The organism is Geobacter sp. AOG1, assembly GCF_019972315.1.
In the GTDB taxonomy this organism is placed as follows: domain Bacteria; phylum Desulfobacterota; class Desulfuromonadia; order Geobacterales; family Geobacteraceae; genus Geomobilimonas.
In genome coordinates, this window is record NZ_BLIZ01000001.1 from 624,078 (window position 1) to 647,418 (window position 23,341).

20 protein-coding genes are annotated in these 23,341 nt (G+C 59.6%); 15 read left to right on the plus strand and 5 right to left on the minus strand.

Going from position 1 to position 23,341, the window contains the following annotated elements; genetic code table 11:
- Nucleotides 1-75: 75 nt before the first annotated feature.
- Complete coding sequence (nuoB, locus tag LDN04_RS02765) at nucleotides 76-822, plus strand: NADH-quinone oxidoreductase subunit NuoB (RefSeq protein WP_223906105.1); 747 nt, start codon at nucleotides 76-78, stop codon at nucleotides 820-822.
- 76 nt (nucleotides 823-898) lie between these two features.
- Nucleotides 899-2,344 (plus strand): glyceraldehyde-3-phosphate dehydrogenase, encoded by a 1,446-nt coding sequence (locus LDN04_RS02770; RefSeq protein WP_223906107.1) that lies wholly within the window; start codon nucleotides 899-901, stop codon nucleotides 2,342-2,344.
- A 98-nt stretch (nucleotides 2,345-2,442) separates the two neighbouring features.
- Here LDN04_RS02770 and LDN04_RS02775 read toward each other — a convergent pair whose 3' ends face one another.
- Entirely contained in the window at nucleotides 2,443-3,096 is a 654-nt protein-coding gene (locus LDN04_RS02775; protein WP_223906109.1) for an OmpA family protein, read from the minus strand.
- A gap of 553 nt (nucleotides 3,097-3,649) precedes the next feature.
- On the minus strand, nucleotides 3,650-6,577 hold the full coding sequence (locus LDN04_RS02780) for a PAS domain S-box protein (protein WP_223906111.1): 2,928 nt from the start codon (nucleotides 6,575-6,577) through the stop codon (nucleotides 3,650-3,652).
- 252 nt (nucleotides 6,578-6,829) lie between these two features.
- Between LDN04_RS02780 and LDN04_RS02785 the strand changes: the two genes are divergently transcribed.
- From LDN04_RS02785 to LDN04_RS02845, 13 genes are all read left to right on the plus strand, one after another.
- Nucleotides 6,830-8,236 (plus strand): sigma-54 dependent transcriptional regulator, encoded by a 1,407-nt coding sequence (locus LDN04_RS02785; protein ID WP_223906113.1) that lies wholly within the window; start codon nucleotides 6,830-6,832, stop codon nucleotides 8,234-8,236.
- Nucleotides 8,237-8,550: 314 nt separating this feature from the next.
- Nucleotides 8,551-9,672 (plus strand): HD-GYP domain-containing protein, encoded by a 1,122-nt coding sequence (locus LDN04_RS02790; RefSeq protein ID WP_223906115.1) that lies wholly within the window; start codon nucleotides 8,551-8,553, stop codon nucleotides 9,670-9,672.
- The gene (locus LDN04_RS02795; protein WP_223913322.1) at nucleotides 9,672-11,525 is read left to right on the plus strand and encodes a methyl-accepting chemotaxis protein; all 1,854 of its coding nucleotides are present in this window, start codon (nucleotides 9,672-9,674) and stop codon (nucleotides 11,523-11,525) included. Before LDN04_RS02790 ends, LDN04_RS02795 begins: the two co-directional genes overlap by 1 nt.
- A 12-nt stretch (nucleotides 11,526-11,537) precedes the next feature.
- Nucleotides 11,538-11,882: an STAS domain-containing protein gene (locus LDN04_RS02800; RefSeq protein WP_223906117.1), complete on the plus strand. Its 345-nt coding sequence runs from the start codon at nucleotides 11,538-11,540 to the stop codon at nucleotides 11,880-11,882.
- A gap of 5 nt (nucleotides 11,883-11,887) precedes the next feature.
- Complete coding sequence (locus LDN04_RS02805) at nucleotides 11,888-12,253, plus strand: response regulator (protein WP_223906119.1); 366 nt, start codon at nucleotides 11,888-11,890, stop codon at nucleotides 12,251-12,253.
- Nucleotides 12,250-14,235: a chemotaxis protein CheA gene (locus LDN04_RS02810; RefSeq protein ID WP_223906121.1), complete on the plus strand. Its 1,986-nt coding sequence runs from the start codon at nucleotides 12,250-12,252 to the stop codon at nucleotides 14,233-14,235. The genes LDN04_RS02805 and LDN04_RS02810 overlap by 4 nt, the downstream gene beginning before the upstream one ends.
- A 35-nt stretch (nucleotides 14,236-14,270) precedes the next feature.
- Entirely contained in the window at nucleotides 14,271-14,786 is a 516-nt protein-coding gene (locus LDN04_RS02815; RefSeq protein WP_223906123.1) for a chemotaxis protein CheW, read from the plus strand.
- Between the two features lie 40 nt (nucleotides 14,787-14,826).
- Nucleotides 14,827-16,524, plus strand: a complete 1,698-nt coding sequence (locus LDN04_RS02820; protein ID WP_223906124.1) for a methyl-accepting chemotaxis protein — start codon at nucleotides 14,827-14,829, stop codon at nucleotides 16,522-16,524.
- Nucleotides 16,525-16,567: 43 nt separating this feature from the next.
- Nucleotides 16,568-17,440 carry a sensor histidine kinase KdpD gene (locus tag LDN04_RS02825; protein ID WP_223906126.1) on the plus strand — a complete coding sequence of 291 codons (873 nt, stop codon included), beginning with the start codon at nucleotides 16,568-16,570 and terminating at the stop codon, nucleotides 17,438-17,440.
- A 36-nt stretch (nucleotides 17,441-17,476) separates the two neighbouring features.
- Entirely contained in the window at nucleotides 17,477-17,959 is a 483-nt protein-coding gene (locus tag LDN04_RS02830) for a chemotaxis protein CheD (RefSeq protein WP_223906127.1), read from the plus strand.
- A 41-nt stretch (nucleotides 17,960-18,000) separates the two neighbouring features.
- Nucleotides 18,001-18,366 carry a response regulator gene (locus LDN04_RS02835; RefSeq protein ID WP_223906129.1) on the plus strand — a complete coding sequence of 122 codons (366 nt, stop codon included), beginning with the start codon at nucleotides 18,001-18,003 and terminating at the stop codon, nucleotides 18,364-18,366.
- Nucleotides 18,367-18,407: 41 nt separating this feature from the next.
- Nucleotides 18,408-19,238, plus strand: coding sequence for a protein-glutamate O-methyltransferase CheR (locus tag LDN04_RS02840; RefSeq protein WP_223906131.1), 831 nt, complete (start codon nucleotides 18,408-18,410; stop codon nucleotides 19,236-19,238).
- Between the two features lie 34 nt (nucleotides 19,239-19,272).
- Nucleotides 19,273-20,340, plus strand: coding sequence for a chemotaxis response regulator protein-glutamate methylesterase (locus LDN04_RS02845; RefSeq protein ID WP_223906132.1), 1,068 nt, complete (start codon nucleotides 19,273-19,275; stop codon nucleotides 20,338-20,340).
- 36 nt (nucleotides 20,341-20,376) lie between these two features.
- On the opposite strand, the gene LDN04_RS02850 is transcribed toward LDN04_RS02845, so the two are convergent.
- From LDN04_RS02850 to LDN04_RS02860, 3 genes are read right to left on the minus strand one after another with little or no spacing between them, the layout of a single operon-like run.
- Nucleotides 20,377-21,534 (minus strand): acyl-CoA dehydrogenase family protein, encoded by a 1,158-nt coding sequence (locus LDN04_RS02850; RefSeq protein ID WP_223906134.1) that lies wholly within the window; start codon nucleotides 21,532-21,534, stop codon nucleotides 20,377-20,379.
- A 39-nt stretch (nucleotides 21,535-21,573) separates the two neighbouring features.
- Nucleotides 21,574-22,401: a CoA transferase gene (locus LDN04_RS02855; protein WP_223906135.1), complete on the minus strand. Its 828-nt coding sequence runs from the start codon at nucleotides 22,399-22,401 to the stop codon at nucleotides 21,574-21,576.
- Between the two features lie 34 nt (nucleotides 22,402-22,435).
- Complete coding sequence (locus LDN04_RS02860; protein ID WP_223906137.1) at nucleotides 22,436-23,341, minus strand: electron transfer flavoprotein subunit alpha/FixB family protein; 906 nt, start codon at nucleotides 23,339-23,341, stop codon at nucleotides 22,436-22,438.

Below are 23,341 nucleotides of genomic sequence, written 5' to 3' on the forward strand. Positions count from 1 at the left end.
AGAGAAAAACGGCAGGCGCTGAATTCAATCAGGCTTGGTCACACCCCGGTTTGCCGGGAGGAAGGATAGTTCACCGTGTTCCGTGCAATCATGTCCCGCATTAAACAAGGGCATCGCACCATGCCCTATCCCGCAGCTCCGTTACAGATGCCGGAACGGTTTCGCGGCTATCCTGTCGTTTCTACGCCGACGGGAACTGCCGAATGCCATGATGCATCGGCTGAGTGCCCCTATGGCGCGTTCACCGCTACCGGCGGGGGGTGCCTGGACATGGGGAAATGCCTCTTCTGCGCCGAGTGTCCCGCGGGCAATATCCAATTCACCACGGATTACCAACTCGCTGTTACCGGCCGGGAGCAACTGTTGGTGCGTCCCGGGTCGGAACACCACCATGCCCGGCCACTTTCCCCCGATCTGCTGCGGATGTTCGGTCGCTCGCTCAAGTTCCGGGAGGTCAGCGCGGGGGGATGTAACGCCTGCGAAGCCGATACCAACGTGCTTTCAACCATCGGTTGGGACCTGGGACGCTTCGGCATCCAGTTCGTCGCCTCGCCTCGCCACGCCGACGGGCTCTGGATAACCGGGCCGGCAAGCAAAAACATGGCACAGGCCCTGCTCACCACCTACGAGGCTATTCCGGCCCCCAAGATCGTCGTTGCCTGCGGTGCCTGTGCCATCAACGGCGGGCCCTACATCGATTCGCCCCAGGTTTGCAACGGTGCGGACAACCTTATCCCAGTCGACCTGTACATCCCCGGTTGCCCGCCCCACCCGGCAACCATTCTCGACGGGCTTTTGCGCATCCTGGACAGGCTCCGGTAGGGAGCCTCACCGACATTATTCATAAACCGCGAAGCAGTGACCGTTTGAAATTCATAGAGCCGAAAGGAAACGTCCCATGAACCCGAAAAAAAGGGAAACCCATCTCAAAGAATGGCAGCAGCAGGAGGAACTGGCCGAGCGCATGCTCCCCATGATCGGCCATCTCTACCGTGACAACAACATCGTTACCACCGTCTACGGGCGGTCACTGGTACACAATACGGTGATCGACATCCTCAAGGCGCACCGTTTTGCCCGTCTGGTTCTCGACGGCGAGCTCACCGTCCGGGAAACCTTTCCCCTGCTGGAGGCGATCAGTACGCTCAATCTGGCGCCGGCACGGATCGATCTGGGCAAACTGACCACCCTGTATCAAACGAGCGGCAAGGGGCGCTCACTGGACGAGTTTGTGCGTCAGGAGCTGGCGCCGGTCATGACCGGGCGCGGTCCCGTGCTTTCCGAACCACAGGACATTGTGCTCTACGGTTTTGGCCGGATCGGCCGCCTGCTGGCCCGTATCCTGATTGAAAAAGCCGGAAGTGGTGAAAAATTACGGCTGAGGGCTGCCGTAGTGCGCAAGGGGGCTGGGGACGACCTGATCAAGCGGGCGAGCCTTTTGCGGCGCGATTCGATTCATGGCCATTTCAACGGCATTATTACCGTCGATGAAGAGGAAAACGCCATCATCGCCAACGGCAATATGATCCGCATCATCTACTCCGATGCGCCCGAGTCGGTCGATTACGAACAGTACGGTATCCACAACGCCATTCTCATCGACAACACCGGCAAGTGGCGTGACCGTGACGGACTCGGCCGACACCTGAAAACGCCGGGGATCGCCAAGGTAATACTGACTGCCCCGGGCAAGGGAGATATCCCCAACGTGGTGGCCGGCGTCAACAACGAGCTGATTACCCCGGCTGAGCGGATCTTTTCGGCGGCCAGCTGCACCACTAATGCCATTGTCCCGGTCATGAAGGCGATCAACGACCGCTTCGGCATTGTGCATGGCCACATGGAGACCTGCCACTCCTACACCAACGACCAGAACCTGATCGACAACTATCACAAGGCATCCCGCCGTGGGCGCAGCGCCCCGCTGAACATGGTCATTACCGAAACCGGTGCCGCCAAAGCGGTTGCCAAGGTTATCCCCGAACTAAGCGGCAAACTGACCGGCAACGCCATCCGCGTGCCGACCCCCAACGTATCGCTGGCAATCCTCAACCTGGAACTGGCACAAAAGGTGTCCGTCGAGGAGATTAACGGGTATCTGCGGGGCATCTCGCTGAATTCCCCCTTGCAGAACCAGATCGACTACACCAATTCCCCCGAGGTGGTTTCCAGTGACTTCGTGGGCTCGCGGCATGCCTGCATAATCGATTCCCTGGCCACAATTGCCGAGGGTAACCGCTGTGTCCTCTACGTCTGGTACGACAATGAATTCGGCTATAGCTGCCAGGTAGTGCGAATGGTGCAGAAGATGGCCGGCGTCGAACTTCCCGCCATACCGAACTGAGGGTACAAGAAACTGCTCAACAGGAAAAGGGGTTACGGCATGAACCGTAACCCCTTTATTTTTATGGCTACCCCAAACTGGGCATCTACTGGGAAGAACTACTTGGCCTCAATGGGCTCGATGGTGATTTTTACCCGCCGGTTCTGCTGTCGACCGGCTGCCGTGTCATTGCTGGCAATCGGTTGTGTCTTCCCGTATCCCCTAGCGACAATACGATCGGCGCTCACCCCGTTACTCACCAGCAGGTCCTTTACCGCATTGGCCCGACGCTCCGACAACTTCTGGTTCAATTCGTTGGAACCGGTGCTGTCCGTGTGACCTGCTACCAGGATTCTGGTTTGCGGATAATCGTTCATGACTTTTGCCACCTGCTGAAGATCTGCGGCACTTGCACCCTTTACTTCTGCCGAACCGGAATCGAAGACCAGATCCGACTTGAAGTTGAGGTTCAGGTTATTCCCCTGGCGCTGGACGGAAACCGCCTGCGAGTCGGCCAGTTTCTGGCGCATGGCCGCTTCCTGCTTGTCCATGTAATTACCGATCAGGCCGCCGGTCAGGCCGCCGGCCACAGCTCCAGCCCCTGCCCCGATGAGGGTAGACGTGGTATTCCCACCGATGAGCTGGCCAAGCCCCGCGCCAACCAACGCACCAGCGCCGGTGCCGATGCCGGCACCCTTGGTGGTTTGCGACATATCAGCACACCCTCCGACCATAAACGAAACAAGCAATATCCCGGTAAGCATCTTTTTCATGTTCATTCCTCCATTTTGGTTGTTATTACAAAGTGCAAGGACGGTTTATGGAATTCCTTGTTTGTCCCTATCCCGATCTTATCTTCTCATGCGTCAGCCATTATCAGAGCATTGCACCATTATAACGCGGAGTTTGCAACTGGCAAATTCACAATGGGCAAACGACAAAGAAGTACCTCAATCGACAACGCGAAGGTCCGTTTTTTTAACATTGTCTAACATTATACTTGCACCAGGGGAGAGGATGGTGATAGATTAGCAAATCGTAATTCTGGGAGGAATCAATGCTAGCATTTCAAGTTCAACCTACGGTCGAGCCAAATACGGACCAGTGCCGCGCCCTTCCTATCGGCCCTGAATTTTCTCGATGTCTGGTTGAAGATTCTCAGTGCAAGCATACCATCTTCGTGCGTGATAAATTCTACTGCCACCACCCTGAACATCGCAGCTTCGAGATAGAGACCGTTTCTCCCCTAAAACCCGCCTGATTCACTCCTTTCTGCACGTCAATCTTCCTTACCCCTCCGATCGCCAGGCCGGCGAGAGCAATGGTTCAGGCCTGATAACCCGCCATGGGGAGAATGACGGTCGCTGTAGTTCCCCTGCCTGGGCTGGAATCGAACTCGAGAAAGCCCTTGTGCTCCTTGAGTATGGAATCGGAGATGTAGAGTCCTAGCCCCGTTCCTCCTTCGGCTAGCTTGGTCGAGAAGAACGGCTCTTTCAGCCGCGCCAGAATCGTGGCATCCATCCCTCTCCCCTCATCCCGCACCGTTATTGATATGGTCCCGCTGTTGACGTCGCTGGATGTGGTGACGAAAACGCCGGCCCGCTTGTCAGTGAGGGACTGCAGGGCATTCACTATCAAATTGATGATAACCTGCTCTATCTGCTGGCCGTTACCCCAGGCCAGGGGAAGATTTTCGGCCAGCGTCATCTGGAAATTGTCAGTGCGGACATGAATGTGGTGCCAGAGGATTGAGGCGGCATTCCGGATGAGGTGATTGACGTCGATCTCGCTGTGCAGGCCGCTCTTTTCCTCCCGCACATAATCTCTCATGTTCTGTATGATGGCGGTAATACGTCGGGAACCTTCCGTAATACCGTTCAAAAGTCTCGGGGCGAAGTCGCGCATCTTCGAAAATGGTATCCCCCGCAACGTGAAGTCGCCATCTTCCCCAAGTGCCTTGACCAGCACCGGCTCCGCATCATGCCAGACGTCGGCCATCATGGCAGCGTTGACGGATATGCAATTATTGGGATTGTTGATCTCGTGAGCGACGCTGGAGGCAAGCATGCCGATGGATGCCATCTTGTTGGTATGTATCAGTTTCGCCTGGGTCGCGCGGACTTCATCCTCCAACCTCATTTTCTCGGTGATGTCCCTGATGGAACAGTGGATGATGTATTCGTCTCGAAGCCTCAGGATTTTTGCCCGGATGGCGATGGAGAGGATACTGCCATCCTTTCTGGCCATGGTCGCACTGTGCAGTTGGAAGGCGTGGCTGTGATCGTCGGTCGGGATCTGTTCGATCAACATGCGGAAGTCGTCGGGATCGATGAAAGAGGAAGGGGTAAGATACCGGAGCTCGTTCACCCGGTAACCGGTGAGGTCCTCGGTCGCCGGGTTGGCATCGATTATGGCCAAATTGTCGAGTCTTACCAAGAGAATGGCATCGTCATTCTGGGAAAAGATGCGATGGAAACGGTCTTCACTTTCCCGGAGTGCATCCTCCGCCCGTTTATGTTCGGTAACGTCGAGGATTACCCCCACGAGCCCCTCCACGTGGCCATCTTCGGAGAAAAAGGCAGCTTTGTTGAAGGTGACGTCGTGTAGAGTGCCGTCGGCATAAACGACGGAAGCGTCATACACCTGGATGCCGGGGCTGGCAATAAGAGCGTCATCCATTTCCCGATAACGATCGGCCAGGTCGGGCGGTGCCAGATCGTATACCGTCTTCCCCACCACCTCTTCCCGCGTTCGCCCCAGGTAGGCTTCAAAAGCGGTATTGCAGCCGGTATAGCGACCATCCCTGTTCTTGTAGAAGACTGGACTCGGAATGGTGTCGATCAGGGTCTGCAGGAAGTTCAGCTGGCTCCGGAGGTTTGCTTCAAACTCCTTGTGCCTGGTGATGTCGAGGAACGAGACGATACTCCGGCTCGTGCCGGGGATGAGGTTTACATGGGCAAGGATGTTACGCCGTGAACCATTGCGATGAATGGCTTCGCACTCATAGGTAGTGGGTGCCGATAAGGGATCGATGCGGCGGTTCCGGTGGTAGACGAGCATCCGCTCCCGGTTCTCCGGCGTGACGAATACCGTCCAGCTGCACACTCCCTCCACTTCCTCGCGTGAATAGCCGGAAAGCCTGATGAACTCCTCGTTGACCAACGATACGGTGGTATCCTCCTCGCTTACGAAGGTGGCGGTACCGGTGGTATTGAAGAGGATTCGGTACTGCTCCTCGGAAGCACGCAGAGCCTCCTGGGTCAGGGTAAGATCGGTGACGTCGTAGTGCTGGATAAAGTAGCCGATGACCTCCTCCCCTTCGCCCAGGTGGGGGATATAGGCGGTCTGCAATATCTGCCTGCTGCCGTCCTTGTGGAGGTGCTGATGGGTGAAGAGAACCGCCTCTCCCTCAAGAGCCCGCCGGATATGTTCTTCCCGTGAGGAGAAAAAACCATCGCCGACCACCTCTTTCACCATCTTGCCGGCAACTCCTTCCTTGCTCTCCCCGAATAATTCTTCATAGCGGCTGTTGGCAAAGAGGTAGCGCATTTCCGTATCCACGTAGGCGATACTGGCGGGAACCGAGTCAATGATAAGTCTGAGCCGGTTGGCCGTCTCTTTCTCCCTGGCCTCCGCACGGACCCTTTGCCGGAGCATCCCCCAGGCAAATGCGATCAGCAGGATTTCCAGCAGGATTGCGCCGACTATGACTTCGATCATAAGATGGGAATAGTTGGCAAAAAAGTCACTTTTCTTTACCCCGACGTAGAGGGCGCCTATTGTCTTGCCGCTGCGATCCCGGATCGGATCGTAGGCGGTGAAATAGGGAATACCGAGGATCGGAGCCTCACCACGGTAGGGCCGGTTTTGCCTGAAGATGGCATCGTAGGCGGGGCCGACAAGCCTGGTACCGACGGCCCGACGGCCGTCTTCCGTCAACACGTTGGTCGATACCCGCGTATCTCCCATGAAGATGGTTGCCGTCCCACCGAAGATATCCTTTACCTTGTCGGGAAGTTCGTAATTGTCGTTGATCACGTAGTTGCCGGCCAGAAGCCTGCCGTCGACGATCCGGAAGTCGCTCCCCTCGGCCAGGAGGAGTTGCCAGAAGGTGCGGATGGCCTGTTCTTGTTCGACTTGTGCTGTCTGCAGGGCCTCTGAGCGCATCTGAACCAGGAACAGGAGGGTGTTGAAGAGAACGGCAAGGGTGACGATGAAACTGCTGAGGAAGAACAGGTTGAATCTGATTTTCACGGGGAGTCCTCCCGACTGAGGTTTGCACGGTGCTTGAGGGGGAAGGAAGAGGAGCGGTTCGTTTAATGAGAACTATACTGTTTTCTGTGACCCGAAGAAAAGCAAAATGTACCTGATGAGCAGGAAATAATCGTCTGCTTCATGCATTCATCCGTTTTGCCAACCGGTCTGTTTGAAAGCATCCTCTATGGGAGTTTGGTCTTGTGCTGGCGGTGACATTTGGCTACAATCTAACTCCCAAGGAGGCTGATTGTGGGAACAGACCTTTCAAATTCGCCGGCCATAATCCTCGTCGATGACGAACAGGACATCCTGTTCAGCTATGAGGTGATGCTCCAGGGGGCCGGGTTCGACAATATCCTTACCTGTGCCGACAGCAGGAAGCTTCTTCCTCTGCTGGCGGAGCGCGAAGCGGGGGTTGTGGTGCTGGACCTGCAGATGCCCCACCTCACCGGAGCGGAACTTCTCCAGGAGATAACTGCCAACTACCCCCACGTGCCGGTGATCATCGTCACCGCCGCCAACCAGCTCGAAACCGCCGTGGCGTGTATGAAGGCCGGCGCCTTCGATTACCAGGTGAAGCCGGTGGAAATCAGCAGGCTGGTGGGTGGGGTGAGGAAGGCTCTGGAGATGAATGCCCTGCGGCGCGAGATCACCTCCCTCCGGGAATCCCTTCTTTCCGGACAGGTGCGCAACCGGCAGGCATTTGCCGCCATCCTCACCCGCAGCCCCAAGATGCAGGCGGTATTCGGCTATCTCGAAGCCATAGCCGCCACGGACCAGCCGGTCCTGATCACCGGGGAAACCGGTGTCGGCAAGGAACTTTTAGCCCGTGCCGTCCACACACTCAGCGGCCTTGCCGGCGATTTCGTGGCGATCAACGCCGCCGGGCTCGACGACCTGATGTTTGCCGACACGCTCTTCGGTCACCGGAAAGGGGCCTTTACCGGAGCAGGGGAGGCCCGCGAGGGGATGATCGCCCGGGCCGCCGACGGCACCCTGTTTCTGGACGAGATCGGCGACATGAGCCCCACTTCCCAGGTGAAGCTGCTCCGACTCCTCCAGGAGGGTGAGTATCATCCCCTCGGGGCCGATCGACCGGTGCCGAGCCGGGCGCGCATCGTCGTTGCCACCAACCAGCATCTTGAGCGGCTGATTGCCGACGGGGCGTTTCGCAAAGACCTCTATTATCGTCTCTGCGCCCATCAGGTGGAGATTCCGCCGCTCAGGGAAAGGCGGGAAGACATCCCCCTCCTGCTGGAGGCGTTCCTCCAGGAAGCTGCCCGCACGCTCCGGAAAGAGAAGCCGGTTTACCGCCCCGAACTTCTCACCCACCTGTCCGTCTATCACTTTCCCGGCAACGTGCGTGAACTGAGGGCCATGGTTTTTGACGCCGTAACCCGCCACAATGAAGGAAACCTGACACCGGCCGCGTTTCGCAAAAATCTTGGCACAACGCAGGCGCCGGCCATCGACCCGGTCCCATCCGGGGCACCGGAACGGGATTTTGCCGTAACCGGCCGGTTTCCGAAGATCAAGGAGATGGAACAGTACCTCATCGAGGAAGCCCTCCGGCTTGCCGGAGGGAATCAGGGGGCGGCGGCGGCCCTCCTCGGCATGACCCGCCAGGCGCTAAACAAGAGACTGTGCCGTATGTAACCGCTCCTTTTCCCCTGCAATTCCCTCCCTGCCCTCTACAAATTGCGACATTTGTCGCACCCATCCTTTTTGTCGCAGCCTCACCACTCTCCCATTATTTCATCATGTTATGTCATTTCCGTGAACCGGGCGGACACTGACGCGTCACACTTTTGTCGCTGGCCTGACGGCAGCACCATTGCGTAACACGTCAATATTACGCACTAAATATGCATGACCTCGCTGGCATGCTCCGTGCTCTATGGCATAGGTCGGAAGAGAGTTTCGTTATCGGAAAGGCCTTTGCCCGGCCGGCGGTTGAGAGGAGATGGCAGATGGTACAGCGTGGTGCCGGCAGTGTCATGGTGGTCGACGACGATCCATTGTTACTGGAGACGGCTTCACTGCTTCTCAGCAGTCACGGCTTTGCCGTTTCCTCGTATTTGGACGGTCGCAAGGCGCTGGAGGCGTTCCGTAAAACGCCGACCGACGTGGTCCTGACCGATGTGAACATGCCGATCGTCAACGGCTTCCGGCTCCTGGAAACAATCCGCACCTTCGATACGGAAACACCCGTGATCTTCATAACTGGAAATGCCGAGTTCGACGTGGCGGTGCAGGCCATCAAGCTGCAGGCATTTGAGTTCATCGTCAAGCCGTTTTCAGGGCCAGGCCTGATCAGCGTCGTCGAACGGGGAATCAGCTGCAAGCGTCTCGCCCAAGGCAAGAACAGGGAACGGGACGAACTGAAAATGACGGTGGAGCACCGGACCGAGGAGTTGGCCACGGCGTTGCGAAGCCAGCAACGAATGAGCCGTGAAATCATCGAACGCCTGACCACGGCGGCCGAACTGCGCGACGAGGATACCGGCCGACATATCGGCCGGATCGGCAGCTACGCCGGCGTACTCGCGCAGGCCATGGGGATGTCCGACGGTTTCGTCGACACCATCACCTGTGCCAGCGCCATGCACGACATCGGGAAGATCGGCATCCCCGACGCCATCCTGTTCAAGCCGGGGAGTCTCACCCCGAAGGAGTTCGAAGTCATCAAGATGCACACCGTAATCGGCGGACATATCCTGCGTGATGCATCCCATCCCCTCATGCAAATGGCGGCCGTCATCGCCCTGACCCATCATGAACGATGGGACGGGACCGGTTATCCGAAGGGGCTTGCCGGCGAGCAGATCCCCCTGGCGGGGAGGATTGTCATTCTGGCGGACCAGTACGATGCGCTCAGAAGCCGGCGGGTGTACAAGCCGGCCCTCGATCATGAAGCCGCATGCCGCATCATCTGCGATGGGGACGGCCAGACCCGCCCAGATCACTTCGATCCGGGGGTACTGCAGGCCTTTCACTCAACGGCCGGCTGTTTTGCCGAAATCTTCGACGCCGACCATTCCTCCTGCGGAACCAACCAAAGCATGCAACCAGCGGAGGTCATCTTGCCGTGATGAACTCCGCCGCCACCCGAGCAGACAGCTATCCCGATCATTCCCGGGAAGGTTGCGGAAATGGGGATTCGTGCCATAGTCACACCACGATCCGACCCTCATCCGGACGGCTGCCGTTCCAGTGGCCGATTACCCTTGACCGGACTATTGGAGAACTGAAGCGGTTACCGGTACTGTCAGAAGAGAAGTTTCTCCAGGCGGGAGCCAATCTCCGGGTCCTTGTCGGACAGCTGAGGGACATTGAGCAAAGCGCGGCAGCAGCCGGACAGCTTATGGCAGACGAGGGGACACAAACCGCAATCCGTGAGCTGGAGGATGTTCTCGACCGGATGGAGAGCCATTTCCACGGAACAGACAAGGTCGCCGAACGGGCCGGCTGTTCGCTCGCCGGAATACTCGGGGAACTGGATACCATTCATCGGTTGATGAATACCTTCAAGGAACAGGTGGGAAACCTCCGCATGCTGAAGATCCTCACCAACATCCAGAGTGCATGCCATGGCGGGCACGGAGCCGGGTTCCGCAATGTCGCCACCGACATCAACACCCTTTCCGGGAACATCCAGGCAAAATCTTCCGCCATCATCTCCCGGATCAAGTGGCTCCACGGGGATCTTGATAAGGCGGTTTCCATGGCCGGAGAACTGGGTAAAAGCCAGAAACACCTGGGCCACAAGGTAGTTACCGCCATTCGACACAATATCGCCTCCCTTGCCGGCATGCACACCAACTGCTCCGGTGGAGCGCAGGATGTTTCCGGCCGTTCCGCAAAGATTGCCCGTGATGTGAGCGAGGTTGTGGTCTCGCTGCAGTTCCAGGACATAACCCGCCAGCAGATGGAACATGTCAGTGAAACGCTCGTTACCCTGCAGAAGCGCATCGCTGCCAACGGAGAGCCCGTTACGGCCGGCGAGGCCGCCGAACTTTGTGCCCTGCAGATGGCCCAGCTCAGCAACAGCCGCGATGAGCTGATGGCCGCCATAAATCGTATAACGGCGAGCCTGTCGGGGATTTCCCAGGAAGCAACTACGACCGCAACCAATGCCCATGGCCTGTTTCGCCAGGCCGACCAGGTCGGACATGCGTCCCTCAGGGATATCGAACATGGGCTGGCATCGGTCGTCAGCGCTTTTGCAGATAACGTGGCAACAAACGGCAGGCTGAACGACATCATGCTTGCCGTGACAAAGGCCATGACGGAAATCAATACCTTTGCGGAAGATATCGAGTACCTGGGATCCGAAATCAGGCTGATCGCCCTGAACGCCATCATCAAGGCGGCCCAGGCGGGGAAGGACGGCGCCGCCTTCGGTGTGATCGCCGAGACGGTCAAACACTTGTCGGAGGATATCTGCCGACAGGCTGCCGCCATCACCGCTTCAATCCATGCCATCACCCGGCACGTGACAGACCTGCAGCACGATCTTGCCGAGGGAGCGGAGGAGGAAGACACAGCATCGGACGTGGAGTTGCGCAAGGATGAACTGGCGGCGGCCATCGCCCGCATCAGGGAGGTCACGACTGCCGTGACCGGCCTCTTGGCACGGACCGACGAGGCATCGGCCGGTCTCGCGGCCACCATTGAAGATATCCGGACATCCCTGGACAGCAGGGAAATGGTGGCAACCCTCCAGAGAGAGGTCCTCTCTCCTCTCCATCATCTTGTGGCGACAGGGCGCTCCTGCAGTGAAAACGGGGCTACCGGCATGATTGACGGACTGGCACAGGTAGAGGATCGGTACACGATGCAGAGCGAACGCAAGGTCCACCAGCTGTTTGCGGTCAGGGGGGAACGAAACACTGACACCCCCGCGACTGGGGAACATCTGGGGGACAACGTTGAATTCTTCTAACAGGAGCGGCGCATGAAACTGAAGGTGACACTGCATGAATCTACCCATGAACCGGTCACGGCCATGATCGGACTGGCGGGGAGCGTGACGGTCAGGGAAAGCGTGGAACTCAGGGAGGCCCTTGTCAGTGCTTTGGCTGCCGCCGACAAGGTACTCCTCGACGTGGGGGGGATCACGGAGACGGACCCTTCGTTTTTTCAGCTGCTCTGCTCCGCACGGCAGACGGCGGAGGCAGAGGGGAGAGAGCTGGCGCTGGCACCCGGACATTCCGATGCCTGTGGGGAGGCGGCCCTGGCAGCGGCGTTTCCTTTCGACGGAAGTTTCACACCAGGGGAAAAACCCTTGAGGGAGGAGTGAAGACAATGAGCAGAACAATTCTGGCAATTGACGATTCGGCAAGCATCCGCATGATGGTTTCCTTTACCCTGAAGGAGAGCGGCTACCGGGTGATCGAGGCGAAGGACGGCCTTGACGGTCTCGACAAGCTCCGGGGTGAGACGGTGGACATGGTCATCACCGACCTGAACATGCCGAAAATGGACGGGATCGACCTGGTCCGGGGAATCCGCCAGAATCCGGGTTCCCGCTTCACACCGGTCATCATGCTGACGACCGAGTCGCAGGACGTCCGGAAGCACGAGGCGAGGGCCGCGGGCGCGACCGGCTGGATCACCAAGCCGTTCCGGCCGGAACAACTGCTGGCCGTCGTCAGGAAAGTCCTGGGATGATAGAGCAACTCCGACAGGCATTCCGGGAAGAGGCGGATGAACTCCTGACGGACCTGGAGTTGTCCCTTCTCGAACTGGAGCGCAATCCGACCGATGAGGAACTGGTCGACCGAATTTTCCGTGCCATGCACACCATCAAGGGTTCGAGCGCCATGTTCGGGTTTGACAGGATTACCTCGTTCAGCCATGAGGTGGAGTCGGTCCTGGAGATGCTCCGCGACGGCAGGACCGCCGTGACGAAAGAGCTGATCGTGCTCACCCTTGCGGCCCGGGACCAGATCAAGGAGATGCTGAAGTCCGCGACCGGCGGAGGAGAGGCCGAGGCACTCCGGGCACGGGAGATTGTGGCTGCCTTCCGCATCCTTGCGGACGGGGCCGCGCCTCTAGCTGCAGCAGCGGATTCCGGAACCGACTCCCCTGAGAACGCAGAGAGCGGTGAAGAGATCACCTTCATTATCCGCTTTCGTCCGGCCAGGGACACCTTCATGCGCGGACTCAACCCTGTCCAGTGCCTGAATGAGCTGCGTGAGCTGGGAGCGTGTCACGTGACGCTCCATACGGACCAGGTCCCTCCCCTTGCCGAACTGGATCCGGAAATCTGCTACCTTAGCTGGGACGTGGTTCTTACGACCACGCGGGGATTGGATGCAATTTACGACATATTCATGTTTGCCGGCGAAGAGTGCGTCGAGATAGAGGTGTCCCATCCCGGGAGCACGACCGTGGCGGAAACTTCCCAAAAAGCGGGAGTCCTCCCTTCGGAAGGGAGGCGGGAGGGGATTTCCCCCGAACCGGCAGACAGTCGGGATATCCCGGCAGCGAGGGGAATCTCCAGTATCAGGGTGACCGCCGACAAGCTCGACCGGCTCATCAATCTCGTCGGAGAGCTGGTGACGGTCCAGGCACGCCTCAGCCGGACGGCTCTGGCCCGCGACGACGACGAGCTTATCACCCTCGCGGAAGAGGTGGAACGGCTTACCGCGGGATTGCGCGACAGCGCCCTCACGATCCGGATGATCCCCATCGGCGGCACGTTCAGCAAGTTCAAGCGCATGGTCCATGATCTCTCCACAGAACTGGGGAAGGACGTGGAACTGGTCACCACGGGGGCCGACACGGAGCTGGACAAGACCGTGATCGAAAAGCTCAACGATCCCCTCGTCCACCTGATCAGGAACAGCATCGACCACGGCATTGAATCCCCCGACGTCCGCCTGGCCGCAGGCAAACCGGCGCGGGGGACCATTCACCTTTCGGCGGTCCACTCCGGGGACAGCGTGCTGGTGACCATCAGGGACGACGGGGCGGGAATCGACCGGGATGCGGTACGGGCCAGGGGGATTGCCAAAGGGTTGATCCCGGCAGGGGCCGAGCTGTCCGACAAAGAGGCCTTCAGCCTCCTCTTCGCGCCCGGTTTTTCAACGGCGGAAACGGTTACCAGCATCTCGGGGCGCGGTGTGGGGATGGATGTGGTGAAAAGGGGGGTCGATCTGCTGCGTGGCACCATAAGTGTCGCCAGCGCTCCCGGGGAAGGGACGGCGGTAACCATCAGGATCCCCCTCACCCTGGCGATCATCGAGAGTCTGCTGGTGAAGATCGGTGCTGACTGCTTCGTCATACCCCTCTCCCAGGTGGAAGAGTGCATCGAGCTGACCCGGACGGATGTGACGCGGGCCCATGGCCACCACCTCGCCGATGTCCGTGGCCGGATCATCCCCTATGTTCCCTTGCGGGAGCATTTCGGCATTGCCGGCGAGCGACCGGAAATCGAGCAGATCGTCATTGCCGACATCGAAGGGAAGCGGGTCGGTCTCGTGGTCGATTACGTGATCGGCGAGCACCAGACCGTCATCAAGTCCATCGGGAAGATGTTTCGCGAAGTGCGCGGGGTTTCGGGCGCCACCATTCTCGGGGACGGTTCGGTCGCGCTCATACTCGACGTGCAGCAACTGGTCGCCGACGAGGAACGGCTGGAGCATTGAAGCCGGTATATGAATCACGAAAAGGAGAAACCTGTATGCAAGAGGGAACTGTGATGGAACCTGCCCAGTATCTGACCTTTACCCTGAACGAGGAGGTATTTGCCCTCGACATCGGCAAGGTGCGGGAGGTTCTCGATTACACCACCGTGACGCGGGTCCCCCGGACTCCCGAATTCATGCGCGGCGTCATCAACCTGCGCGGCAACGTGGTGCCGGTGGTGGACATGCGTCTGAAGTTCGGCATGCCGGCGATCGAAAAGGGGGTCAACACCTGCATCATCATCGTGGAAGTGACGGTGGACGGCGAAACGACGGTGCTCGGCGCCATGGCCGATTCGGTCCAGGAGGTCCTCGACCTGGGACCGGAGCAGATCGAACCGGTCCCCCGCATCGGCACCAAGCTGAACATCGACTTTCTCCAGGGGATGGGGAAGGAAGGCGAAAGATTCATCATGATCCTCAATATCGACCGGGTCTTTTCCGTGGATGAACTGCTCGCCTGCGGAGCGGATGAGGAAGACCAACCCCGCCTGCTGCAGGCAAACCAATAACAAATACCCCTGCAAAGCCTCTGAAAAGGAGAATATCGGCATGAAACTCAATAACATGAAAATCGGTGTACGGCTCGGCCTGGGATTCGGAGTGGTGTTCCTGCTCCTCGTGGCGATTACCGTGATGGCGGCCAATAGCCTGGGCAAGGTCAACAGCAACATGGAAACCATCGTGCAAATGAATTACGCCAAGATCAAACTGGCCGCAGATGCCCAGAAGACCCTCAGGAAGGTCGTGGATGACATCAAGACCATGCTCATCGTAGACAGGAGCAGGCTCAAGGATGTGAAAGACGAAATCGAAAAGAACCGGGTGATCTACCGGGAACTCGTCACCAAGCTGGACAAGATGGAGACGACGGAAAAGGGCAAAGATCTCATGGCCCAGATCAGCACCAACATTGCCAACGCCAAGGCCGCGGACCAGCGGGTGGAAGATCTCTGTCTTGCCGGCAAGCCCGCCGAGGCGGTAAGCGTCTACAATAACGAAGCAGCCGCCCTCATCGAGAAGATATTCGTTCCGTTCGCCGACCTGGTCAAGTACCAGGAAGACCAGATGGCCGCAAGTTATGCCGAAGCAACAAAACTCTATCGCTCCACCCGGATCATGACGTTCCTTGCCGCCTTCTTCGCCCTGCTGGCCGGAGCCGTGATAAGCTTCTTCATCACCCGGAGCATTACCGGCCCCCTGCGGGAAGCGGTCACGGTCTCCAACCGGCTGGCGGAAGGGGACCTGTCGGTAACCGTCGTTTCTACCGGCGGAGATGAGGCGGGACAACTCCTCTCCGCCATGCAGAACATGCTGGGGAAACTGCGGGAGATTGTCGGCGAGGTAAAAAGCGCCGCAGCCAATGTGTCGTCCGGGAGCCAGGAACTCTCCTCCAGTGCCGAAGAGATGTCCCAGGGGGCCAGCGAGCAGGCGGCCGCAGCGGAAGAGGCCTCGGCATCCATGGAACAGATGACCTCCAACATCCGGCAGAATGCCGACAACGCCCTCCAGACCGAAAAGATTGCCGTCAAGTCCGCCACCGCCGCCCTCGAAGGGGGAAAAGCGGTGAATGAAACCGTCACCGCCATGAAGGACATCGCCAAGAAGATCTCCATCATCGAGGAGATCGCGCGCCAGACCAATCTCCTGGCGCTCAACGCGGCCATCGAGGCGGCCCGGGCCGGCGAGCACGGCAAGGGGTTCGCCGTCGTGGCGAGCGAAGTCCGCAAGCTGGCCGAGCGGAGCCAGAAGGCGGCGGCAGAGATCAGCAGCCTTTCGGCATCCAGCGTCGATGTGGCGGAAAAGGCCGGACAACTTCTCGGGATGATGGTGCCCGACATCCAGAAAACCGCCGAGCTCGTGCAGGAAATCAACGCGGCAAGCCGGGAACAGGACTTGGGGGCCGAGCAGATCAACAAGGCGATCCAGCAGCTGGACCAGGTCATTCAGCAGAACGCCTCGGCATCCGAGGAGATGGCATCCACCTCCGAGGAGCTCTCCTCCCAGGCCGAGCAGCTGTACAATGCGGTCGCCTTCTTCCGGCTGGACGACAAGGATCGCGGCCAGCACGGAGGTGCGCACCGGCATCAGCTGGCATCGCGCGCCACCCCGCGCCGGTCGCACAGTCACCTGCATCCAGTAGCCCACGTGAACAAGCCGCAGCCTGGCGCGATTTCCCTTCCGACCGGCGTAGCTTATGACCTGGGGGAGGGAAGTGACCGGCTGGATACCTCCTTCGAAAAATTCTGAGCCACCGGGTCTCGTCGCATAATCACTACCACCGGGAGGACGCATGTCCCATCTGCACGACGAAGAGTTGATAGCCGCTCTCCGGGAGAGATTTGCCGAAAAACGGAAGGCCATCGACGAACTTCGCTATCTTACCGAGAAACTCGAGTCCACCAATCGGTGTCTGCAGGAGTCGGAGGCCCTCAAAGGGCACTTCCTCTCCAATATCCGTAACGAGATCAACAACCCCCTCGCGGCGATTATGGGTCTTGCCGCCCAGTTGCGGGACGGGAGCTGCAACGGGGAACGGGTGGCTCTCAACGGCCGCTTGATCTACGACGAGGCATGCGAGCTCGACTTCCAGCTGGAGAATGTGTTTACCGCCGCCGGGCTGGAGGCCGGCCGGGAGGCGCCTGAACCGGCCCAGATCGATGTCGGGGGCATCATTGCCGACGTGATTGAAACAGTGGAGCATCGCTGTTGCGAAAAGGAGATCCGGGTTAGGAACGCCCTTGCCTCGCCCCTGCCGTTTGCCGCCGACCCGCGGTTTCTCCGGATCATTCTCAGGAATCTCGTCGCCAATGCCGTGGAGTTTTCCCCGTCCAAAGGGGTCGTTACCATTGACGCCGTCGCGGATGAGTCGTTCCTGCAGGTTACCGTGGAGGATCAAGGACCCGGTATCGACATTGCAGACCAGGAGACGGTTTTCGCCCGTTTCCGGCAACTGGACGAGGGGCGGTGCAGAAACCATCGCGGATTGGGGCTCGGTCTGAGCATATGCCGTGCCCTCGCGGAGCTTTCAGGAGGGAATATCGGCATTGAAAGCACCCCCGGCGCCGGGAGCACCTTCAAACTCAACCTTCCCCGACCGACGGCCGACGTGGAGTCTCTCATGCCGGATGAGAATCTGTTCTTCGCAGCAGAGGAGAGGTTCTGATCGACCGCTGCATCGATCGGGAGTGTCGGGGAGACGATGGCGACCAAGAATGACTATTACCTCTATCCGGCGATGCTGTTTGCCGAACCGCACCCCCATCGGGTAACGACGGTCCTCGGCTCGTGCATTGCCGTCTGCCTGTTCGACCCGCTACGCCGCATGGGGGGGATCAACCACTACATGCTCCCTCTCTGGAACGGTGAAGGGCTCCCCACCCCCCGCTACGGCAACGTCGCCATCGATCTCCTCGTGGAGAGGCTGGAGGGGGTCGGCTGCCTCCCCTCCCGTCTGCAGGCCAAACTCTTCGGGGGGGCCGCCATGTGGGAGAGCGGCAGCAGCTTCGTTTCCGTGGGGGAACGGAATATCGAGCTTGCCTTGCACATGCTGGACCGTTACGGAATTCCGGTCGTCGGCAGGGATACGGGGGGAAGCATCAGTCGCAAGATCATCTACGACACCGGCACGGGGGAGGTTCTCCTCCGGCGTTCCGTTTCCCGCACACCGGAGCATGGTGCATGAAGGGAGCCCCCCTGCATATCCAAAAGAGGGCCACAGACTCCATGGCAAAAACCATCCTGGCCATCGATGATTCAGCCAGCATCCGGCATCTGTTGAGCTCAACCCTCGAGGGATTCGGCTTCAGGGTCATCGCAGCGGCAGACGGCCGGGACGGGCTGGAGAAACTGGCCGAAAATGGTGCCGACCTGATCATCACCGACCTCCACATGCCCAACGTGGACGGCATCGGCTTCATTCACCACGTCCGGCAACTTCCCGCGTACCGTTTCGTGCCGATCATCATGCTGACCACCGAACGGCAGGGATTGCTGAAGCGGGAGGGGGCAGCGGCGGGGGCGACCGCATGGATCGCCAAGCCGTTCCTGCCGGAGGAACTCATCACCGTCATCCGGAAGGTCATGCGATGAACTGCTCAAAGGCGGACGCAGCGTTACCGGGAAACAGGTGCATGCGCCTGACCGGCGGGGACTTTCTCCGGCTGGCTCAGTTCATCTACGATGCCTGCGGCATCAGGATGCCCCCCAGTAAGAAGTCGATGCTCGAATCGCGGCTTCAGAAAAGGCTTCGCGCCCTCGGCATGGATTCCTTCTCCCAGTATTGCGCCTATCTCTTCAGCCCTGAGGGGCAGAAGCACGAAGTCATCGGGATGATCGACCTGGTAACCACCAACAAGACCGATTTCTTCCGGGAACCGGACCACTTCGCTTACCTGACCGAGCATCTCCTGCCGGAATGGGTGCGCAGGCATCCCGACGGCACCCGCCCCTTCCGGGTCTGGAGCGCAGGGTGCTCCACCGGAGAAGAGCCCTATACCCTGGCCATGGTTCTCCAGGATTTTGCCGACCGGTGCCCCGGCTTCGATTTCCGGATCATGGCGACCGACATCTCCACGCGGGTTCTGGAAGCGGGCCGCCAGGCGGTCTATCGGGAAGAGCGGACCGCTACCGTTCCTCTGCCGTTCAAAAAGAAGTTTCTGCTCCGGAGCAAAGACCGGAACGAGGGGCTGGTGCGGATCATTCCCGGCCTCAGGAACAAGGTGCAGTTCCGGTGGCTCAATTTCACGGGGACGGATTTCGGCATTCACGAGACATTTGACGTCATCTTCTGCCGGAACGTGATCATCTACTTCGATCGAGCAACCCAGGAAACGCTTTTGGAGCGCTTCCGATCCTATCTTGCCGTTAACGGGCATCTCTTCCTCGGCCACTCGGAAACCCTGAGCGGCTACAACCTCCCGTTGAAGGCCGTCTACCCCACGGTTTACAGGAATATCCGATGAACTCTCTCCCGCCGGGAAGGCAACCGGTTTCTCCATGAAAAAGAAAATCCGAGTCCTCATAATCGACGATTCGGCCGTGGTACGGCAGGTGTTGACCGACATAATCGCCGCCGACCCGGAGATGGAAGTGATGGGCGCTGCCGCCGATCCGTTCATCGCCGCGGAACGGATGAAAGCGGAAATACCCGACGTCATCACCCTCGATCTGGAAATGCCCCGGATGGACGGGCTTTCATTCCTTAAGAAGATCATGAGCCAGCACCCCATCCCGGTGGTGATGTGTTCGAGCTTGACGGAGAAAGGGTCCGAGAGCGCCATCCAGGCACTGGAATACGGTGCGGTGGAGATCATCGAGAAGCCGCGCCTCGGCTCACGCCAGTTCCTGGAAGAATCGGCCGTCCGCATCTGCGATGCCATCCGGGCGGCCAGCCGGGTACGTCCCCGGCGGATTGTGGCATCCCGGCGGGAGATCGCCCCAAAACTCACCGCCGACGCCGTAATAGCCAAATCAACATCCCTGGCGATGGTGAAGACGACGGAAAAGGTGGTCGCCGTCGGGACCTCAACGGGGGGGACCGAGGCCCTGCGCGTCTTTCTGGAGGCTCTCCCCGCGGACAGCCCCGGCATCGTCATCGTGCAGCACATGCCGGAACACTTCACCAATGCCTTTGCCCGCCGGCTCGACGGGCTGTGCCGCATTTCCGTCAAGGAGGCCCAGCACAACGACACGGTGATTCCCGGCCGAGCGCTCATCGCGCCGGGGAATCGCCATCTCCTGCTGAAGAGAAGCGGCGCCCGCTACTACGTGGAATTGAAGGACGGACCGCTCGTCTGCCGTCACCGTCCGTCGGTCGATGTGCTGTTCCGTTCGGCAGCGCGGTATGCGGGGGCCAATGCAGTGGGGGTGATCATGACCGGCATGGGGGACGACGGCGCCCGGGGGATGTGGGAGATGAAGGAGGCCGGAGCGGTGACCATCGCCCAGGACGAGGCGACCTCGGTGGTCTTCGGAATGCCGAAAGAAGCCATCGCCCGCGGCGGCGTGGACATGGTGCTCCCTCTGGGCGGCATAGCCGCCGCAGTGTTGAAGAACTGCCGATGAGTATCCACCCTCACTTCCCTGCTTGTTGTATCCATGTCAGCTGAAATGCCGTAATATCTCCCGCGAAATGATCACCCGTTGAATCTCGTTGGTTCCCTCGTAGATGGTGGTAACGCGGGCATCCCGGGCGTAACGCTCCACCGGGAAATCCCGGGTGTAGCCGTACCCGCCCAGCATCTGCAGGGCATTGTAACAGGCACGGTTACCCGCTTCCGTGGCAAACATCTTGGCCATGGAAGCCTCCTTGGCGAAGGACTTTCCCTGCTCCTTGCGGAACGCCGCATTCATGAGCAGGAGCCGTGCCGCCTCAAGCTCGGTATAGCTGTCGGCGATCATCCACTGGATCGCCTGGAAGCAGCTTATCTTCTGGCCAAACTGGGAGCGCTCCGTGGCGTAGCGGGTCGCATAATCCATGGCGGCCAGACCGACCCCGAGGCCGAGCGAACCGATGCCGATACGGCCACCGGCGAGCTCCGTCACCGCCGTGCGGAATCCGTCGTTCAGCTTGCCCATCAGCGCACTTTTCGGAATGCGGCAGTTGTCGAAGATGACTTCGTTGGTCGAGGCTGCGTGCTGCCCCATCTTCTTCTCCTCCTTGCCGACGATGAGCCCCCTGGTCCCCCCTTCGACAAGGAAGCAACTGATCCCCTTCCCCTTCGGCGCATCCTTGTCGGTGACCGCCCACACCACGAAGACGCCGGCATAGGGAGCGCTCGTGATGAAAATCTTGGAGCCATCGAGCACGAAACTGTCGCCGTCCGCAACTGCCCGGGTGGTCATCCCCGACGGGTCGGAACCGGCACCGGTTTCGGTCAAGGCAAAACTGCCGGCCGTGAATTCTCCCGAGCAGATTTTCGGGATATAGGCCCGCTTCTGCTCTTCCGAGCCAACCGCCTGAATTACTTCACAGACCATGTTGTTGACCGACACGGTAACCGCCGTGGAGGCACAGGCCCGGGCGATCTCGGTCACGGCCACGCTGAAGGCGATACACCCCGCCCCGGTACCGCCATACTCCTCCCGGACGTTCAACCCCATGAAACCGAGTTTGGCCAGTTTTTTCAAGTTGACCAGCATGGCCTCCCGGTCGTCGCCCTGGTCGAGACCTGCCGCTACCGGCTCCAGTTCAGCTCTGGCAAAATTCCGGGCAGTGTCTTGGATCAGCTTCTGCTCTTCGGTCAGATCGAGAAACATGAGATCCTCCGCTGCGGGCGAAACAAGGCTCGGGAGATGCTAAAAGATTTTCGTTGCCACGATGGGGATATCCTGCTCTTGTCCCCACTGCTGCCACTCGGCCGAGCTTTTCCCCAGGAACATCGCCTGGTATTCCCCCTTGTTTCTCACCGCCAGTGCATCTTCCAGCCTCTTTTTGAAATGGGGCTCCAATGCCGCCACGGCAACCCAGCCATCACTGCTCCGGTAAACATTGTACTCGGGAATGCCGCCACCGAGGACACCCCCCGGGCTGGTTGCCTGGTAGCGCAGCGGTTCGGCCATAGCCGCAGCCGCCTCGGAGAGGGCGACTTCCGCATAACCACCCCCCTCTCCCCGTTCCCGCGCCAGCAGCAGGGCCAGTGCGGCAGACACCGCCTGTTCCGCGCCGGCCATGTCGGCCATGAGGGTGCGCGGCATGTGGGGCGGGGTCAACAGCCCCAGGGCCGCCTGGTAGGTAAGGTCGTGACCGGCTTCGTTCTCACGGGGGACGGGATAACCGACGATGGCGACCTGGCAGAGTCGGGGATAGCGTTGCGTTAAGGTGGTCCAGTCCAGTGCCAGCCGTTCCAGGGCCGCCGGCCGGCTGGCGGTGATGAGAAGGTCCGTTCCGGTGAGCAGTTCATCCATACAGGCCCGCCCTTCCTCCGCCTTCAGATCGATTCGTACAACGGCATGGCCGGCGGCCATATCACGGTACCATGCGGCGTGATACCGTTCCATCGGGTCTCCGGCAGGAGGTTCCACTTTGATTACTTCGGCTCCCAGTTGATACAGACGCTTCGCCGCGGCCGGCCCGGGAAGATTTACTGCCAGGTTGAGAATCCGCATGCCATGAAGGGGTTTCATAGTCACTCCGTGACGTGTAGCTACCGCGACATTGTCACAACTTCGTCGTCAGCGCGGGGACGAACTGGAGGACGTCGGCCACCACCAGGACGTCGGCCACCTCGCCGATGGGGGCGTCCTTGTCCTTGTTGATGGCGACGATGAAGTCCGACTTCTTCATCCCGGCCAGGTGCTGGATGGCACCGCTCACCCCACAGGCGATGTACAGCTTAGGGCTTACCGTCTGGCCGGTGGTCCCCACCTGGTGGCTGTGCTCTACCCACCCCGCATCGACCACCGGACGGCTCGCGCCCAGTTCTCCGCCCAGCGCCTTGGCCAGGGCGGCGATGACCGGCACGTTTTCCTTTTTCCCCACTCCCCGCCCGGCGGTGACGATCACCTCGGCACGGGTCAGGTCCACGTCTTTTGCTTCGGCAGGCTCGTAGCCGCTGAAGCTGACGTTGCTCTCTACGCTTGCCGTCACTTTCTGCACCTGCGGGGTACCACCCGGCTGCAGTCCCGGGAAGGCCCCGGCCTGGATGGTGATGACTGCTTTCGCCGTGGTCGGCTTGACGGTCCGCCGCATCTTGGCGTTGCAGCACCCCACTTCGAAGCCGCCCTCGGTAAGACCGATGGCTTCCGATACCTGGGCGACTCTGAGTTTTGCCGCCACCCGCGGCGCCAGGTCCCACCCGTAGGAGGAGTGGAGAAAGACGACGTAGTCGGGGTTTTCCTTCTGAACGGCATCCAGGACCAGCTGCTTGTGCAGGTCCGGGTTGTATTCCCCGCACTGGTTTGCGTCGGCCAGGTAGAGGGTGCCGCCAAAGGCGGGGAGCTGGCTGTCGCTTCCGACCAGCAGCAGGGCGGTTTCCGCCCCGAGCTGGTCGGCAAAGCCCAATAGCTCGTAGGTGCTCTCCAGGAGTTTCCCTTCGCGGTATTCGCCGATGAGTAGTGCTTTCAT

Bases quoted from the DNA above. Each gene is read 5' to 3' on its own strand.
- LDN04_RS02770 (WP_223906107.1), top strand. From the start codon at position 899: ATGAACCCGAAAAAAAGGGAAACCCATCTCAAAGAATGGCAGCAGCAG.
- LDN04_RS02775 (WP_223906109.1), bottom strand. From the start codon at position 3,096: ATGAAAAAGATGCTTACCGGGATATTGCTTGTTTCGTTTATGGTCGGA.
- LDN04_RS02790 (WP_223906115.1), top strand. From the start codon at position 8,551: ATGGTACAGCGTGGTGCCGGCAGTGTCATGGTGGTCGACGACGATCCA.
- LDN04_RS02795 (WP_223913322.1), top strand. From the start codon at position 9,672: ATGAACTCCGCCGCCACCCGAGCAGACAGCTATCCCGATCATTCCCGG.
- LDN04_RS02800 (WP_223906117.1), top strand. From the start codon at position 11,538: ATGAAACTGAAGGTGACACTGCATGAATCTACCCATGAACCGGTCACG.
- LDN04_RS02805 (WP_223906119.1), top strand. From the start codon at position 11,888: ATGAGCAGAACAATTCTGGCAATTGACGATTCGGCAAGCATCCGCATG.
- LDN04_RS02810 (WP_223906121.1), top strand. From the start codon at position 12,250: ATGATAGAGCAACTCCGACAGGCATTCCGGGAAGAGGCGGATGAACTC.
- LDN04_RS02815 (WP_223906123.1), top strand. From the start codon at position 14,271: ATGCAAGAGGGAACTGTGATGGAACCTGCCCAGTATCTGACCTTTACC.
- LDN04_RS02820 (WP_223906124.1), top strand. From the start codon at position 14,827: ATGAAACTCAATAACATGAAAATCGGTGTACGGCTCGGCCTGGGATTC.
- LDN04_RS02825 (WP_223906126.1), top strand. From the start codon at position 16,568: ATGTCCCATCTGCACGACGAAGAGTTGATAGCCGCTCTCCGGGAGAGA.
- LDN04_RS02830 (WP_223906127.1), top strand. From the start codon at position 17,477: ATGGCGACCAAGAATGACTATTACCTCTATCCGGCGATGCTGTTTGCC.
- LDN04_RS02835 (WP_223906129.1), top strand. From the start codon at position 18,001: ATGGCAAAAACCATCCTGGCCATCGATGATTCAGCCAGCATCCGGCAT.
- LDN04_RS02840 (WP_223906131.1), top strand. From the start codon at position 18,408: ATGCGCCTGACCGGCGGGGACTTTCTCCGGCTGGCTCAGTTCATCTAC.
- LDN04_RS02845 (WP_223906132.1), top strand. From the start codon at position 19,273: ATGAAAAAGAAAATCCGAGTCCTCATAATCGACGATTCGGCCGTGGTA.
- LDN04_RS02850 (WP_223906134.1), bottom strand. From the start codon at position 21,534: ATGTTTCTCGATCTGACCGAAGAGCAGAAGCTGATCCAAGACACTGCC.
- LDN04_RS02855 (WP_223906135.1), bottom strand. From the start codon at position 22,401: ATGAAACCCCTTCATGGCATGCGGATTCTCAACCTGGCAGTAAATCTT.
- LDN04_RS02860 (WP_223906137.1), bottom strand. From the start codon at position 23,341: ATGAAAGCACTACTCATCGGCGAATACCGCGAAGGGAAACTCCTGGAG.